This window comes from Anaerofustis stercorihominis, assembly GCF_024623185.1.
GTDB lineage: Bacteria > Bacillota > Clostridia > Eubacteriales > Anaerofustaceae > Anaerofustis.
In genome coordinates, this window is the sequence record NZ_JANJZK010000001.1 from 255,726 (window position 1) to 271,622 (window position 15,897).

The following is a 15,897-nucleotide window of genomic DNA, read 5'->3' on the forward strand; positions in this document are numbered from 1 at the left end:
AATGGCGAATATAAGAACATCCTTAAATGATATTTATTTTATGGAAAATTTAGCAGACGATAACAGTTTTATCCATTTACTTACACCTTCTGTTAAGGTATTTACGACTTTAGTTTTTATAATAGCTGTTATTTCAACTGCAAGTTATAATATTTTAAGGTTACTGTTTTTTTTATTATATATAATTGTAGTGTCCATAATAAGTCAAACAGATAATAAACTATTGTTTAAAAGATATTTGATTGTCCTTCCGTTTTCTTTCTTTGTTGGTATCGGTAATATTTTTGTAAACAATAATGTTTATTATGAAATATTAAATATTCCAATTACCTTTGGATTTATATCTTTTATAGGTATAATTTTAAAATCTTACCTTACTGTAATGGCAGTGTTTTTACTTGTTTCAACTACTAGATTAAACGATATATTTGCTTTTATGGGAAATATAAAAGTTCCAAAGATTATTGTCAATGAGTTGAACCTTACATTCAGGTATATACATACTTTAGCCGATGAAGCAGGAAATATGTATACTTCATATATTTTAAGAAGTAACAGGAAAAAAGGTATAGATATCAAAGATATGGGAAGTTTTCTCGGAAATTTACTCCTTAGAAGTGTGGATAAAGCTGATAAAGTATATCATGCAATGAAACTCAGAGGTTATAACGGCGAGTACAATTACAGTAAAATATATAAGTATTCAAAAAGAGATTATATTAGTTTTATAATCTTCTTTGTATATTTAGTAATAAGTTTTTATTTTATTTAAAGGAGCGTTAATGATAAGTATAAAAGATTTAAATATAAAATATCCCGACGGAACAAATGCACTAAATAATTTAAATTTAGATATAAGTGACAATGAAAATATAGGCTTGCTTGGTGCAAACGGTGCCGGGAAATCCACCTTATTTTTAAGTATGCTTGGAGTTATTCCAATAGCTGACGGAAGTATAACCATAGATGACAGTGAAGTAAATAAAAACAATATCGATAAAATAAGAAGGGAAGTCGGGCTTATATTTCAAAATCCCGATGACCAACTGTTTTCTTCTACTGTATACGATGATGTTGCCTTTGCTTTAAATAATTTAAATATGAATAAATATGATGTTAAAAATATAGTGTACGATATATTAAATAAACTCGGTATTTATCATTTAAAAGATAAGGCTGTTTATAAGCTTTCCGGAGGAGAAAAAAGAAGTGCCTGCATTGCTTCTATATTGGTACAAAATCCCAATATTATATTATTTGATGAACCAACTTCTTATTTAGACAGAAAATCAAAAAGAAAATTGATTGAAATAATAAATTCTATTAATTCCACTAAACTTATTGCTTCCCATGACTTTGATTTAATAAAAGAAACTTGTACAAGGATTGTTATTTTAAAAAATGGAAGTGTATATTATAATGGAAATATGGATGTACTAAATAATGAAGAATTTCTTATGGAGGCAGGATTATGACCCTTGAAGAATTTTTTAAGTATTATAAAAAAGTTGCTTTGGCTTTTTCAGGAGGTGTTGATTCCTCTTATCTTTTATACATATTAAAAAAATTAAATATAGAATCTACGGCTTATTTTGTGAAAAGTGAGTTTCAGCCTGACTTTGAATTAAAAGAGAGTATTACTCTTGCAACTAAACTTGGTGCGGACCTAAAAATAATAGATAATCCTATTTTAGATGAAGAAAAGATTATAAATAATGATGTTAGCCGGTGTTATTACTGTAAGCAGAATATTTTTTCCCATATTATAAAAGCGGCTAAGCAGGATGGATATAATATCATAATCGACGGAACGAACGCTACGGATGATGAAAGTGACCGCCCCGGAATGAAAGCACTTAAAGAAATGAAGATTTTATCCCCGTTAAAAATATGTTCTCTTACAAAACAGGATATAAGGTCCTTATCAAAAGAAGCCGGGCTTCCTACTTGGGATAAGCCTTCTTACTCTTGCCTTGCGACAAGGATAAGCACTGGAGAGAAAATAAAAAAAGATACTCTTGTTAAAATAGAAAAAAGTGAGTCCTATTTATTTAAACTGGGATTTAAGGATTTTAGGATAAGAGTTAAAAATAATAGTGCGGTAATTCAAGTGAAAGAAAAAGATTTTATAAAAGTCATGGAAAACAGAGACAGGATATTAAAAACGATATCTCATATGTTTGATGAAATCAGTTTGGATTTAAGACCAAGAAGGTAAAGTGATATGAATAGTAAAGAAGGATTAAAAGACTTACTTAAGAAAGTTAAAAATAATGAGATATCAATCGATGACGCTGTAGTAAAACTCAAAATGAAACCTTTCAGTGATATCGGATATGCAAAGATCGATAATCATCGTTCTATAAGACAAGGCGTATCGGAAGTCATTTACGGAGAAAAAAAGACAGCAAAGCAAATCCTTGGCATTGTAAACGGCATGAGAGATAACGGAAGTGAAAATATACTTATTACAAGAATTGATGAAAATAAGTATAAAAAATTGAAGGATAGTATAGATATTGTGTACTATGACAAAGCTAAAATGGGTATAGCTTACGAAAATAAGGATATAGATAAAGTCGGGAAAATTGTTATTGCCGCGGCGGGTACCAGCGATATAGATGTATGTGAAGAAGCCTATATTACCGCATCTACCCTTGGTAGCAATGTTGAGAGGCTTTATGATGTAGGAGTGGCGGGACTTCACAGATTACTAAATAATTTGGATGTTTTGATGTCTGCACGAGTAATAATCGTGGTTGCTGGAATGGAAGGTGCTTTGGCAAGCGTTGTCGGAGGGCTGGTTGACTGTCCCGTTATTGCCGTTCCGACAAGTGTTGGGTACGGTGCTAATTTCGGCGGACTTTCTGCTCTTCTCTCGATGCTTAATTCCTGTGCAAGCGGAGTTAGTGTAGTGAATATTGATAATGGTTTCGGTGCAGGATATCTTGCGAATATGATAAACAAAATGGAGGGTATTGATGAATAGCTTATATATAGAATGTAACAGCGGTGCGGCAGGCGATATGTTAATGGCTGCACTTTTGGATTTATATGATGATAAAGAAGATTTTTTATACAAGATGAATAATCTCGGTCTTGAAAATGTAAGTGTAAGTTTTAGAGAAGAAAAGAGAAATGGTATAACTGGGAAAAAAATCATCGTAACCGTTGATGGTGTAGAGGAAGAAAGCCTTGATGTAATAGATAATAAACAAGAACATCATGAACATGAAGGTAACCATGAAGATGATTTAATTCTAGACAGTTTTTATGCTTTTGAAGGCGGATATCATGATTTTTTAAACAGCAGAAACGAAAATAAAATTGATATTAGTGAAGAAATAAAAAAAGAAGTAAAAGAACCTACTTTCCCCGCAGATAGTTTATATGCTTTCGAAGAAAGCTACAGCGATTTTTTGAATGACAGAAGTAGAACTATAGAACATGAACATCATCATATTCCTGAAAGAGCCGAAGAAAAAATAGAAATAAAACACGATGAAAAAAATGAGGATATTTCATTTCCGGCAGACGGGCTATATGCCTTTGAGGTAGGATTTGACGATTATCTTAAGGCACGTGAAACTTTACATTCTCATCACGAGCATGACTGTGGTCATGAACATTATCATCATGGACATGCTCATAACCATGAACCTTTACATGTACATGGACATCACCATAAGCATAATCATAATGACATCAAACATATCAATAATATAATAGATAAGTTAAATTTAAGTAAAAATGTGAAACATCATGCTAAAGAAATATATAATCTTATTCTTAAAGCTGAAGCCAAGGCTCATGGGTGCAGTGTAGATAAAGTTCATTTTCATGAAGTGGGAAATTTGGATGCTATAGTTGATATTGTAGGTGTATGTTATTTAATAGATAAATTAGATATAGATAATATTATTTGTTCTCCTTTAAATGTCGGATACGGAAATGTAAGGACCGCTCATGGTATACTTCCGGTTCCTGCTCCGGCAACTGCGTATATATTAAGAGATGTTCCTACTTATACGAACGAAGAAAAAGGTGAACTTACAACACCGACGGGAGCTGCTATTTTAAAACATTTCGTTAAAGAGTTTACAAACAGAAGAAACATGACTTATGAAAAGATAGGATACGGTTTAGGTAAAAAAGAGCTAAAATCCGCTAATTTTGTTAGGGTATTTCTAGGTAAAATCAATGATGAGGATAAACTTAAAGATAAAATATTTAAGCTTTCATGTAATATAGACGATATGACGGGAGAGGAAATCGGACTTGCTATTGATAAACTGTGGGATAACGGTGCCCTTGATGTGTATACAATCCCCGTAAATATGAAGAAAAACCGTCCGGGGGTAATACTCGAAGTACTAATGAAAGAAGAAGTTGAAGAAAGATTATTGAATGTTATCATGAAATATACTTCTACCTTTGGAGTCAGAAGAAGCGAATATGACAGGTATATATTAAATAGAACTTTTAAAGAAAAAGAAACGAAGTACGGAAGTATAAAAGAAAAAGTCGGTAGCGGATACGGTATTGAAAAAAGCAAGTTAGAATTCGATGACTTAAAAGAAGTTTCGGATAAATATAAAATCCCAATAAGAGATATAAAATAAGAAACGCTGAAAGCGTTTTTTATTTTGTTTAATATTTGTATAAATATAAAACTTTACATTTAAACCTCACATATATATTTTAAAGTAGGGTATTTTTTGTTATAATATAATTTAAGTTTAAATCAGATAGGTATATTTATGAGGATAATAACAAGAAATGATATGGAAACTACCTCGTTAGGCAAAGAGATAGGTAAATTACTAAAAAATAATACAAGTGTATATTTAATAGGAGAAATGGCAAGCGGGAAGACGCAGCTTAGCAAAGGTATTGCGGAAAGTCTAGGGCTTTTAAATAAATTTTCATCTCCTACTTATACGATTATTAATGAATATAAAAATGAATTTGATACACTTTATCATATGGATGCTTACAGGATAGAAGATATAAGTGAACTTGATTATATCGGTTTTTATGATATATATAAAAATGAAAAAATGATTATCGAATGGGCTGATATGATAATGAGCGAGCTAGATGAAACCGGAATAATCGTTGATATAAATAAAGATGAACAAGATTTTAACAAAAGAGTTATAGATATAAAAGCGTTTGATGACAGCATTGATATAATGAAAAAATTGGAGGAAATTTATGAGTAAGATACTGGCGATAGATACTTCGACCGTTGCTGCAAGTGCGGCTATTTTAGATGATGATAACATACTTGGAGAAGAATATACTGCTTATAAATTAAAACACTCAGAAAAGCTTCTTCCGTTAATAAAACATTTGCTTGAAGATGTAAGACTAAGTTTAAATGATATAGATTACTTTGCTGTCGGTTCCGGACCGGGGTCCTTTACGGGCTTGAGGATTGCGGCTTCTACGGTTAAAGCTTTTGCTCATGCTATGGATAAACCCATAGTGTCGGTTTCTTCACTATTTGCATGTGCGGAAAATTTAAAGGGTATGAATGATGTGATTTGTATAATATTTGATGCACAGAGAAATGATGCTTATTATAATATTTTTATAAATAAAGACAATAAATTAACTCCTTTATATTCTGATAGTATTATAAATATTGATGATTTAGTCGATAAATTAGAAGGATATGAAAGAGTTTTATTTGCAGGTGACGGTGTTAATAAATATAAAGATAAGATTATAGAAAGAGTATCTGACAAAGCTATTTTTGCAGACAATTATAATTTGCTTCCAAAGGCAAGCGGAGTAGCGAAAATTTCTAAAGGATATATTGAAGAAGATATGAATATATATTCTTACGATAATTATCTTCCCAATTATATAAGACCATCGGCGGCAGAAGAGCAAAGGTTAAAAAAGAAATAGTATGGAACTTGAAATAAGAGAAGCAGTCATTACAGACGTTGAAGACATAATAGAATTTGAAAGAGATTGTTTTGAGCATCCTTGGGGAGAACAATCTATTTTTGCGGAACTTATAAACAATAAAAGTTTTTATATAGTGTTCTATGAAGGGGAAGACGTCGTAGCTTTTGGCGGGTATCAGGATATAGTTGGACAAGGTCATATTACCACAATGGGTGTAAGGGAAGACAAAAGAGGTCTTGGATATGGTAAAAAGTTATTGTCTCTGATAGTAGAACATGCATATAGAAAAGATATCAAAGAGATGACCTTAGAGGTGAGAGAGTCGAATATAACCGCGATTAATCTATATGAGAGTATGGGATTTAAAATATATGGAAAGAGAAAAAATTATTATGCTGATAATCACGAAGACGCATATATAATGTGGAGATTTGATATATAGTATTTCTTCCGGGGGAGACATAATGAAAGAAAAAAGAAAAAGTAAAATAAGTATAATATTTAGTGTGGTTATGGTGTTGTTATTAATTCCATCTGTTATTTTTGGAGCCAATATCGAAAATAATATAAAAAAGGATAATCTTAAAACCAACACCGAAGGGACTGTATTTACTCTTAATAAAAAAGATACTTACAATAAATCCATTTTTATGGGGACTTATACGAATATTCTAAATGAAGGTAAAATTAACGGGAGTGTAATTACAGCTTCCACTTCAATAAATAACAGCGGTAATATAAACGGAAGCGTTATTTCCATTGCTCCTAATTTCACCAATTCCGGAGTAATAAATAAAAGTGTAATAGGCTTTTATAATAATATGTATTTGAATGATTCACATATTAAAAAAGATTTGATTTGCTATGGAAATAAAGTTATAACAAATGAAAAGACAGTAGTGAACGGGGATGTAAATCTTTATGTTGATGATGTCCTTTTAAAGGGTAAAGTTGACGGAGATGTATTGGTAGTAGGTAAGAGTGTTACCATTAACGGAGTTATAAACGGAAATGTAAAAGTAGGATGTAATGAACTTGTTCTAGGCAGAGATACAAGAATAAATGGTTCGTTAACATACGAAAGTCCCAATCCTATAGTAAAAACCGATCAAAGTAAAGTTAAGGGAAGTATAAAAAATGAAGATTTGGGTTTTAAAATCCCAAGTGTGGCAAACGAAGAGGGAAGTGCTCTTGCAGGATTTATATCTTATTATGGGATATTAAACAAGATTTCCATACTTTTGATTGCTGTTTTATTATTCAAATTATTCCCGATGAGTGCTTTAAAGGTAGAACTGTTTACAAGGCGAAATGTATTTAAGTGCTTAAGTGTAGGTGCTATGACTATGTTATTCATAATACCTGTAATATTCATACTCCTCATTACTATTGTAGGAATGCCTGTTGCACTTCATATTGCAAGTTTATATTTTGATTTGACTTACATTGCAACCATACCAACGGCATTGGTACTGGGGGGATTATTTATAAAAGGTCAAAATCTTTCATCAAAGATGTTAACAGGGATACTTGTAATCTTTGCTTTGGATTTCCTTCCTTCATCATTCTTTAGCTCTGTAATCACATTAATAGCTAATTTGATTGGTATTGGAAGTATTGTAATGCTTATTTCTCTATACCTTCGTTTTCAGATTAAAAGAGAAAGAACAGAGTATGTTACTCTTATGAGTATCAATAATTCCAAGGAAGATATAATAAGGACAAAACAAAAATTTGAACAAATGAAGAGTCAAAAATTTGAAGCAGCCATGAAGCAAAAGGAAGAAGATAAGAGTAATAATGAGGAAAAAAATACTACGAATAAAATAGATGATGAGAATGATATTACTAGAAATGAAGATGAAGATCATGATGATATAGATAATAAAGAGGATGATACAGATGAGTAAAATAATTACTTTAGCTATTGAAACTTCGTGTGATGAAACAAGTGCTTCTGTCGTTGAGGACGGGGTAAAAGTGAACTCAAACGCCATTCATACTCAAATAGATATCCATAAAGTATATGGCGGAGTTGTTCCCGAAATCGCATCCAGAAATCATCTTATGAAGATATCCAGTGTTGTGGATAAAGCACTTTTAGATGCAGGTGTCACTTTTGATGATATAGATTTCATAAGTGTAACCACGGGCCCCGGACTTGTCGGAGCTTTATTGATAGGTCTATCATATGCAAAGGCTTTGGCATTTAGCTTAAATAAGGATTTGGTCGGAGTTAATCATATGGCGGGACATATTTCAGCCAGCTTCATAATGGGAGCAAAACCTCCTTTTATATGCCTTACTGCCAGCGGAGGACATACCAATATTACAAAGGTAAATGATTATACGGATTTTGAACTTCTTGGTTCTACTAAGGATGACGCCGCCGGAGAGGCTTTTGATAAAGTAGCAAGGAGCCTCGGACTTTCATATCCCGGGGGAGTACAAATAGATAAGCATGCTAAGCTTGGAGATGAATATAGTATTGATTTCCCGGTAGTCCTTATGGGAAAGGATAACCTTGATTTTAGTTTCAGCGGACTTAAGAGTGCTGTTTTAAACTATTTGAACAGCAAAAAGATGAAGAACGAAGAAGTTAGTATTGATAATGTATGCGCGAGCTTTAACAGATGTGTCGTAGATACTATTGTTACAAAGACCATGCTCGCACTAAAAAAAGAAAATATGACAACTTTATGTGTCGGCGGCGGAGTTTTGTGTAATGATCTGCTTAGAAATGAACTTAAAAAGAAATGCGAAGAGAAAAATATAAAGCTTTTTTTGCCGGATAAAATTTACTGCACGGACAATGCTGCGATGATAGGTTCCGCAGGGTATTTTAATTATATAAAAAACAAAAAAGACAGCTTGATTTTAAATGCAAATCCTGACTTAAAATTATAAAATATATTTAATAGAAATACAAAAATGTAACAAATATTATCAACATTTTTACGTGGATTTTTAAACATTATTACCTTAAATCAGTGGTAAAATGTTGATAATTATTGCCATGATTTTGATGAAACTACCATAAAATAGCGGATTTTTATATCTAGAAAATGTGGAAAACTGTGGATAACTATGTTGATATGTGTATAAATATGTCAATTTCATAACAAATTCGTCACTTTTTAGTTTTTTTTGTCGAAATTAGTATAAAACTTCATATTTAGGAGATAATCATAAAATGGAAAAATTTCAAAGCGGTGTAAAAATCAATTTAGATAATTTAATAAGTAATTACAGGGTAATAAAAAAGAAAGTCAAAGGTAAAAAAGTCATACCGGTAATCAAGGCTGATGCATATGGGCACGGAGCTGAAATTTGTGCAAAGATCTTAATGGAAGAAGGGGCGGATTTATTTGCCGTTTCCAGTGTGTATGAAGCAATGTGTCTAAGAGATTATGGCATAGATGCGGATATTTTGATTTTGGGTTATGTTCCCGACAGAAAGATAAGTAAAATAATCGATAATGATATCATTCCTACGATCTATAATTTGGATTTTGCAAATAAGTTGAACGAAGAAGCAGGGAAAAAGAATAAAAAAGTAAAGGTACATATTAAAATCAATACCGGAATGAACAGACTGGGCTTTAATAAAAATGAAATCGACGAAGCGTTTAAAGTATTAAAAGGTTTGGATAATTTGATTTATGAGGGATTGTTTTCTCATTTTGCAACCAGTGACGAAATAGATAAATCATACAGTAAAAGGCAGTTTGATATTTTTGAGTATGCAGTGAAAAAATCCAAGGAATATGAATTGGGTATAACTATCTACCATATTGCCAATTCTGCTGCCATAACCGACTTGGATGAATATAGCCTTGATGCGGTAAGAGCGGGGATAGTCCTTTACGGAGTCTATCCATCTGAAGTAAAGCCAACAATAAATCCATATAAGCCGGTAATGTCATTCTATACTACAATAACCAATATATTTCATATAGATAAGGATGAAACTGTGGGTTATGGAAGGACTTTTACAGCCATGGATAAAACGAAAGTAGCAGTGATGTGCGTTGGTTATGCCGATGGTTATAACAGAAAACTATCCAATAAAGGCGAAGTTTTAATAAACGGTAAATATAAAGCTAAGGTAATAGGTAATGTTTGTATGGATATGACCATGCTTGAAATACCGGAAAACGCAGATATCAATATAGGCGATAATGTAGAGATTTTTGGAGAAAATATAAATATATCTTCACTTGCGAATATATGCGAAACGATACCCTATGAACTGTTATGCTGCATAAATAAGAGAGTTAAAAGAGAATACGTATTAAATGGAAAAACCGAGGAATTTGAAATATAATTTTCGGTTTTTATATTTTAAAATTTTAAAATATATTTTTTATTCTTTATAATTTTAATAATTTTATTTATTTGGTGGAAAAATAAATAAAGAAAATAAAAATATGGAGGATAATTATGTTTAAACATGAAAAACAATTATTTCATGCTGTTCAAATAGAAGGTCCAAATCCGCAGTATGCGGCGTTGCTTCAGGAACAGCTTGGAGGAGCAAACGGAGAGTTAAAAGCTGCTATGCAGTATATGTCTCAAAGCTTTAGGATCAAAGATCAGGAAATAAAAGATTTATTCCTTGATATCGCTGCTGAAGAGCTTGGACATATGGAAATGGTCGCTACAACTATCAATTTATTAAACGGACATGATGTTAATTATAATAAAGTAGATGTTGGAGAAGTTGAAACGCATGTACTATTAGGACTAAATCCGGGACTTATCAATGCTTCGGGATATTCTTGGACAGGCGATTATGTAACCGTAACTGGAGATTTATGTGCTGATCTGCTTTCTAATATCGCATCTGAACAACGTGCAAAAGTTGTTTATGAATATTTATATCGTCAAATCAATGATAAAAAAGTTAAAGAAACTATAGATTTTCTTCTTAACAGAGAAGAAGCTCATAATGCGATGTTCAGAGAAGCTTTTAACAAAGTTCAGGACACAGGCTCAAACAGAGATTTCGGAACTACAAAAGCTGCCAAAATGTATTTTAATATGTCTGAACCATCACCTCAAAGTGATTTGCATCATGTAGACGGAAAACCGCCTGCATTTAATTAGTGGGTTTTAAAGACTATCTTTGTGATAGTCTTTTTATTTATTATAAAAGTGGAAAATTGTCATTTTATACATGGAATAAAAATATCATTCATACAAAAAATAATTTTGTAAATAAATTTCAAGGAAAGGAACTAAAAAATGAGTGATTTATATAAACCCGGTACAGACAATTTACCGGCAGGAGAATACAGAGAAGTAGAAAATGATGGGTCATATATTGAAAATGGAAGATTAGTAAATATAGACCAAGGTGACAGACTTCCGCCTACAGGTGCTAAAGGCAGAAGATGGATTAAAGAAGACTAACTGTTATGTGTTTTTTTTATTATGTTTATTATTTTATAATTTTAAAAGGCATTGAATATATTGAACAGTTAGTATGTTTAATAAAAGAAAAGATATATAAATTTGTATAAAGCAGCATTATGCTGCTTTTTTAGTTACCAAAAGGAAACTATAGCACTTTAAAGTGCTTACTTTACAACTTAAATGAGCTGTTTTATATTATTTGTATAAAGATATATATACATTTATATATGGAGGTATGGATATGTGTAAAGAAGATTTATTATGGCTTATAAAATATTTAAAAAATGAAAATGATGAATATAAAAATTTAAAAATACCAAAAGATGAAGAGGGTAGATTTTATTTATACAGAGCTCTTGTTAATATAAGGGAGCCTAAAGAAATAAGCAGTGAATATTTAAAGAGGGAAGATAAATTACTGAAGGAGGTCGCTGACAATAAAGGCATTGTAAGCATTGACAATATAGAAAATATAAGTAAAAACTTATATTTATATAAAGGGGATATAACCCTTCTTGAATGCGACGGAATCGTAAATGCAGCAAACAGCGAAATGCTAGGATGTTTTTATCCAAATCATAAATGTATCGATAATGCTATTCATACTTTTGCGGGAGTCAGATTAAGACTTAAGTGCAGTGAAATAATGAACGAGCAATGTCACCCTGAATCTACGGGAAAGGCAAAAATAACTCCTGCTTATAATCTTCCAAGCAAATATATCCTACATACCGTCGGTCCTATTGTGAGAGGAGATTTGACAAAACGGAATATATCAGATTTAAGGAGCTGCTACAGTGAATGTCTGATTTTAGCAAAAAAGTATAAGTTAGAGAGTATAGCATTTCCTTGCATATCTACAGGAGAATTTTGTTTCCCAAATAAAGAAGCCGCAAAAATAGCTTTATATGTTATATGTAAATTTTTGAAAGACAATGATATGAAAATCATAATAAATGTATTTAAAGAAGCAGACTATCAGATTTATAAGGATTTAGCAAAGAAAAAATATTAATAATTAGGCTAATAAAATAAATTTATTGGGGAGAAAATGTCGATGAATAATATTATTAAGGAAGACATAAAACAAATAATCGATGTCATAGATAACGCCGAAGCTTTAGTCCTTGGAGCCGGTTCAGGATTTTCATCAGCAGTCGGTTTTAAATATGAAGGAATGTATTTTGAAGAAAACTTTAGTGATTTTATAGGAGAGTATGGATTTAGTGATATGTATTCTGCCGGATTTTATCCTTTCGAGACTTTGGAAGAGTACTGGGGGTACTGGAGCAGACATATTTATTTAAACAGATATAAATATAAAGATAATGAATTATATAAAAATCTGATTGATTTTATCAAGGATAAAAATTATTTTGTTATTACTACAAATGTAGATCATCAGTTTCAGCTTTCCGGAGTGGATAGTAACAGATTATTTTATACTCAGGGTGATTACGGACTGTTTCAATGTTCAGTTCCTTGTCATAATAAGACTTATGATAATAAGGATATAATAGCTGAGATGGTAGAAAAACAAAAAGACAGAAAAATACCGTCAAATTTAGTACCTTACTGTCCGAAATGCAATAAACCTATGACGACAAATTTAAGAGTTGATGATACTTTTGTTGAAGACGAAGGCTGGCACAATGCCCATAAAAATTATGAAAATTTTCTTGATATAAATAAATATAAAAAAATAGTTTTCTTGGAACTTGGGGTTGGGTTTAATACTCCCGGTATAATAAAATATCCATTTGAAAACATGGTAAGTAAATATGAAAATGCGGTACTTATAAGAATAAATCAAGAAAAAAGTCCTTACTTTTTTGATATAAAAGATAAAATAATTTTTGTGAAGGGAGATTTAAAAGAAACTTTAAACGATATTTTTAAATATAAAAATAAAAAAGAACAGCTTTAGCTGTTCTTTTACTATAGAGAATTTATGATTTCCACATATTTTTCTTTTGGATATGCACCGACTTCTCTTGAAACTTGTTCTCCGTTTTTAAAGAAGATCACAGTCGGTATGCTCATAACTCTGAACTGCATTGAAAGTTCTCCGTTTGCGTCTACATCTACTTTACAAACTTTTACTTTGTCAGAGTATTCATCAGCAATTTCATCTATAATAGGAGCAAGTCCTTTACAAGGCCCGCACCAATTTGCCCAAAAGTCTACCATTACAGGTTTGTCGCTGTTTACTACTTCGCTTTCGAAGTTTTCATTTGTAATTATTACTATATTTTCACTTGCCATAATCGTCCTCCTAAATATTAGTATTTCACATCTTTAACATTATATCATTTAAATTTAAATATTTACATATTTAATTGAAAATTAATGTTATATGCTTAAATTTAGAATTTGTTTTATGCTATAATAAAATAAATATAAGAGAAGTAATATTTTGAAAAAATATAGTGACTTAAAGATTTATTAAAGAATTTTATATTATTTTATATGTAAATAAATGAGACTGATTATGAAAAATGAATTAAACATAAATATAAAAAAATATATAGACAAAAATCCTGTCAGATTTCATATGCCGGGGCATAAGGGAAGGGTGGAAAAAGAACATTTTTACGAGTCGGATGTTACCGAACTCTCCTTTAACGATAATTTACTTGCTCCGACCGAAGTGATATCAAGACTCAATGAATATATAAGAGATACTTTTAAAAGCAAAAAGTCTTTCATTCTCGTCGGCGGAAGTACAAGCGGTATCATAAGTTCGATTCTATATTCATTAAATGAAAATGATAAGATACTTTTTCCCAGAAACAGTCATATATCCGGTTATTACGGACTTTATTTAAGTGGCGGAAGACCTATATATATTTACCCAAAGGATAATATATTAGGTGTTACGGAAGATGAATATATAAATGCAATAAAGGAAAATCCTGATATAAAAGCTGTTATCATTACTTATCCGAATTACTTTGGTTATAGTTTGGATATTAAAAAAGTATGTGATGAAATAAAGAAAATAAATAAGGAAATTATAATAATAGTTGATGAAGCTCACGGAGCACATTTTTCTTTCAGTGATGAATACCCCATGAGTTCTTTAAAAGCTAACAGTGATATTGTCATAACATCTATGCACAAGACTCTTACAGCTCTTACTCAGACGTCACTTCTTCATGTAAACAGTGATTTGATAGATATAAATAAGCTAAAATTATATATAAATATGACTACATCCACATCTCCTTCTTATTTGTTTCTTACGTCTGTTGAGGCGGCTGTTCATTTTGCCGAAGACGAAGGGCATGGGATTTTAAAAGATATAAAGAAATGGTACATCGAAACCAAAGATTTTGTGGAGAATAATACCCGGTTTAAATTTGAAGAGTTTTCAGGGAAAGTACATGATTATACCAAGATTTGTATAGATACTTCAAATACTGATTTGGATGGATATACTTTATCCGAGATACTGGAAAAAGAATATAATATATTTACCGAGTGTTCCACCGATAAGTATTCTCTTTGCTATTTGGGATTAAAGACCAACAAAGAAGATATAGATAAATTAAAAAAAGCTTTAATTTTTATAGATAAAGAAGATTTTAAAATAAAAAAAAGAAATGATATTGTTTTTAAAAATATTAAACCCGTTATTAAATATAAAATGCGAAATGCGCTAAAAATGAATAGAGAAAGTATCAAATTGGACAAGGCAGTAGATAAAGTAATCAGTGATTATATTGTCCCTTATCCTCCCGGATTTCCTATACTTGTTCCCGGAGAAGTGTTAGATAAAGATATAATATCTTATTTAAAAAGTATAGTGGACAAAGAGACTGTTTTAGGGTTGAATAATGGGTATATAGACGTGATTAAGGAGTAATAATGAACAAAGGAAAGTTATTTGTTGTAGAAGGACTTGACGGAAGTGGTAAGCAGACACAAAGCGAACTTGTAACCGAGAGATTGAAAGATGAAGGCTATAATGTCATAAGAGCCAGTTATCCCAATTATAAAAGCGAATCTTCCGCTCTTGTCAAGATGTATCTAAACGGAGATTTCGGTGAAAATGCGGATGATATAGATCCAAAGGTAGCTTCAGCCTTCTATGCGGTTGACAGGTATGCTACTTATAAAAAGGAATATGAAGACTTTTACTTAAGCGGCGGTATAATCATAGCAGACAGATATGTAACGAGTAACATGGTACATCAGGGCTGTAAGATAAAAGATATAGAAAAAAAGGAAGAGTATTTAGATTGGTTAGTGGATTTTGAGTATAATATTTTTAAGATACCGAGACCTGATAGAGTATTTTTCTTGGATATCAACCCCGAGGTTTCCAAGGAACTGATAAAAGATAGGGATAATAAGTTTACTAATGAAAGTAAAAAAGATATACATGAAAGTAATTATGAATATTTACTGTCTGCGTATGAGAATGTCAATTTTTTAGTGGACAAGTATGGATTTGAGAGAATAGAGTGTGTAAAGGGAAATTCACTTAAGAGTATAGAAGAAATAAATGATATTTTATATAAAAAAATAATAAAAGACCTTAGGAGGTAGGAA

Annotated in this window: 18 protein-coding genes; 17 read left to right on the forward strand and 1 reads right to left on the reverse strand. The window is 31.2% G+C overall.

Features of this window, described 5'->3' with window-relative positions:
* The first annotated feature begins 1 nt into the window (after position 1).
* The 15 genes from cbiQ to NSA01_RS01415 all read left to right on the forward strand — a co-directional run bounded on the left by cbiQ (position 2) and on the right by NSA01_RS01415 (position 13,267).
* Positions 2 to 772 (forward strand): cobalt ECF transporter T component CbiQ, encoded by a 771-nt coding sequence (gene cbiQ, locus NSA01_RS01345; RefSeq protein WP_257479723.1) that lies wholly within the window; start codon positions 2 to 4, stop codon positions 770 to 772.
* 10 nt (positions 773 to 782) lie between these two features.
* Positions 783 to 1,475, forward strand: a complete 693-nt coding sequence (locus NSA01_RS01350; protein WP_257479724.1) for an energy-coupling factor ABC transporter ATP-binding protein — start codon at positions 783 to 785, stop codon at positions 1,473 to 1,475.
* Positions 1,472 to 2,218, forward strand: a complete 747-nt coding sequence (gene larE, locus NSA01_RS01355) for an ATP-dependent sacrificial sulfur transferase LarE (RefSeq protein ID WP_257479725.1) — start codon at positions 1,472 to 1,474, stop codon at positions 2,216 to 2,218. The genes NSA01_RS01350 and larE overlap by 4 nt, the downstream gene beginning before the upstream one ends.
* A 6-nt stretch (positions 2,219 to 2,224) precedes the next feature.
* The gene (larB, locus tag NSA01_RS01360; protein ID WP_257479726.1) at positions 2,225 to 2,989 is read left to right on the forward strand and encodes a nickel pincer cofactor biosynthesis protein LarB; all 765 of its coding nucleotides are present in this window, start codon (positions 2,225 to 2,227) and stop codon (positions 2,987 to 2,989) included.
* Positions 2,982 to 4,622 carry a nickel pincer cofactor biosynthesis protein LarC gene (larC, locus tag NSA01_RS01365; RefSeq protein WP_257479727.1) on the forward strand — a complete coding sequence of 547 codons (1,641 nt, stop codon included), beginning with the start codon at positions 2,982 to 2,984 and terminating at the stop codon, positions 4,620 to 4,622. The genes larB and larC overlap by 8 nt, the downstream gene beginning before the upstream one ends.
* 138 nt (positions 4,623 to 4,760) lie before the next feature.
* A complete protein-coding gene (gene tsaE, locus NSA01_RS01370; RefSeq protein WP_257479728.1) occupies positions 4,761 to 5,225 on the forward strand; it encodes a tRNA (adenosine(37)-N6)-threonylcarbamoyltransferase complex ATPase subunit type 1 TsaE in 465 nt (154 codons plus the stop codon).
* Positions 5,218 to 5,919, forward strand: a complete 702-nt coding sequence (tsaB, locus tag NSA01_RS01375) for a tRNA (adenosine(37)-N6)-threonylcarbamoyltransferase complex dimerization subunit type 1 TsaB (protein WP_257479729.1) — start codon at positions 5,218 to 5,220, stop codon at positions 5,917 to 5,919. The genes tsaE and tsaB overlap by 8 nt, the downstream gene beginning before the upstream one ends.
* A gap of 1 nt (position 5,920) precedes the next feature.
* Complete coding sequence (rimI, locus tag NSA01_RS01380) at positions 5,921 to 6,364, forward strand: ribosomal protein S18-alanine N-acetyltransferase (RefSeq protein ID WP_257479730.1); 444 nt, start codon at positions 5,921 to 5,923, stop codon at positions 6,362 to 6,364.
* Between the two features lie 22 nt (positions 6,365 to 6,386).
* Entirely contained in the window at positions 6,387 to 7,832 is a 1,446-nt protein-coding gene (locus NSA01_RS01385; protein WP_257479731.1) for a hypothetical protein, read from the forward strand.
* The gene (gene tsaD, locus NSA01_RS01390) at positions 7,825 to 8,829 is read left to right on the forward strand and encodes a tRNA (adenosine(37)-N6)-threonylcarbamoyltransferase complex transferase subunit TsaD (protein ID WP_257479732.1); all 1,005 of its coding nucleotides are present in this window, start codon (positions 7,825 to 7,827) and stop codon (positions 8,827 to 8,829) included. Before NSA01_RS01385 ends, tsaD begins: the two co-directional genes overlap by 8 nt.
* A gap of 286 nt (positions 8,830 to 9,115) precedes the next feature.
* Positions 9,116 to 10,249 (forward strand): alanine racemase, encoded by a 1,134-nt coding sequence (gene alr, locus NSA01_RS01395; protein WP_257479733.1) that lies wholly within the window; start codon positions 9,116 to 9,118, stop codon positions 10,247 to 10,249.
* Positions 10,250 to 10,365: 116 nt separating this feature from the next.
* Positions 10,366 to 11,031, forward strand: a complete 666-nt coding sequence (locus NSA01_RS01400) for a manganese catalase family protein (protein WP_257479734.1) — start codon at positions 10,366 to 10,368, stop codon at positions 11,029 to 11,031.
* Positions 11,032 to 11,169: 138 nt separating this feature from the next.
* Positions 11,170 to 11,337: a YjzC family protein gene (locus tag NSA01_RS01405; protein WP_257479735.1), complete on the forward strand. Its 168-nt coding sequence runs from the start codon at positions 11,170 to 11,172 to the stop codon at positions 11,335 to 11,337.
* Positions 11,338 to 11,581: 244 nt separating this feature from the next.
* A complete protein-coding gene (locus NSA01_RS01410; protein ID WP_257479736.1) occupies positions 11,582 to 12,355 on the forward strand; it encodes a protein-ADP-ribose hydrolase in 774 nt (257 codons plus the stop codon).
* Positions 12,356 to 12,397: 42 nt separating this feature from the next.
* A complete protein-coding gene (locus tag NSA01_RS01415; protein ID WP_257479737.1) occupies positions 12,398 to 13,267 on the forward strand; it encodes an SIR2 family NAD-dependent protein deacylase in 870 nt (289 codons plus the stop codon).
* Positions 13,268 to 13,278: 11 nt separating this feature from the next.
* Here NSA01_RS01415 and trxA read toward each other — a convergent pair whose 3' ends face one another.
* Positions 13,279 to 13,605: a thioredoxin gene (trxA, locus tag NSA01_RS01420; protein ID WP_257479738.1), complete on the reverse strand. Its 327-nt coding sequence runs from the start codon at positions 13,603 to 13,605 to the stop codon at positions 13,279 to 13,281.
* Positions 13,606 to 13,831: 226 nt separating this feature from the next.
* On the opposite strand from trxA, the gene NSA01_RS01425 reads away from it, so the two are divergent.
* Together NSA01_RS01425 and NSA01_RS01430 are read left to right on the forward strand one after the other, a co-directional pair.
* A complete protein-coding gene (locus NSA01_RS01425) occupies positions 13,832 to 15,208 on the forward strand; it encodes an aminotransferase class I/II-fold pyridoxal phosphate-dependent enzyme (RefSeq protein WP_257479739.1) in 1,377 nt (458 codons plus the stop codon).
* 2 nt (positions 15,209 to 15,210) lie between these two features.
* Positions 15,211 to 15,894, forward strand: coding sequence for a dTMP kinase (locus NSA01_RS01430; protein WP_257479740.1), 684 nt, complete (start codon positions 15,211 to 15,213; stop codon positions 15,892 to 15,894).
* Positions 15,895 to 15,897: the final 3 nt, after the last annotated feature.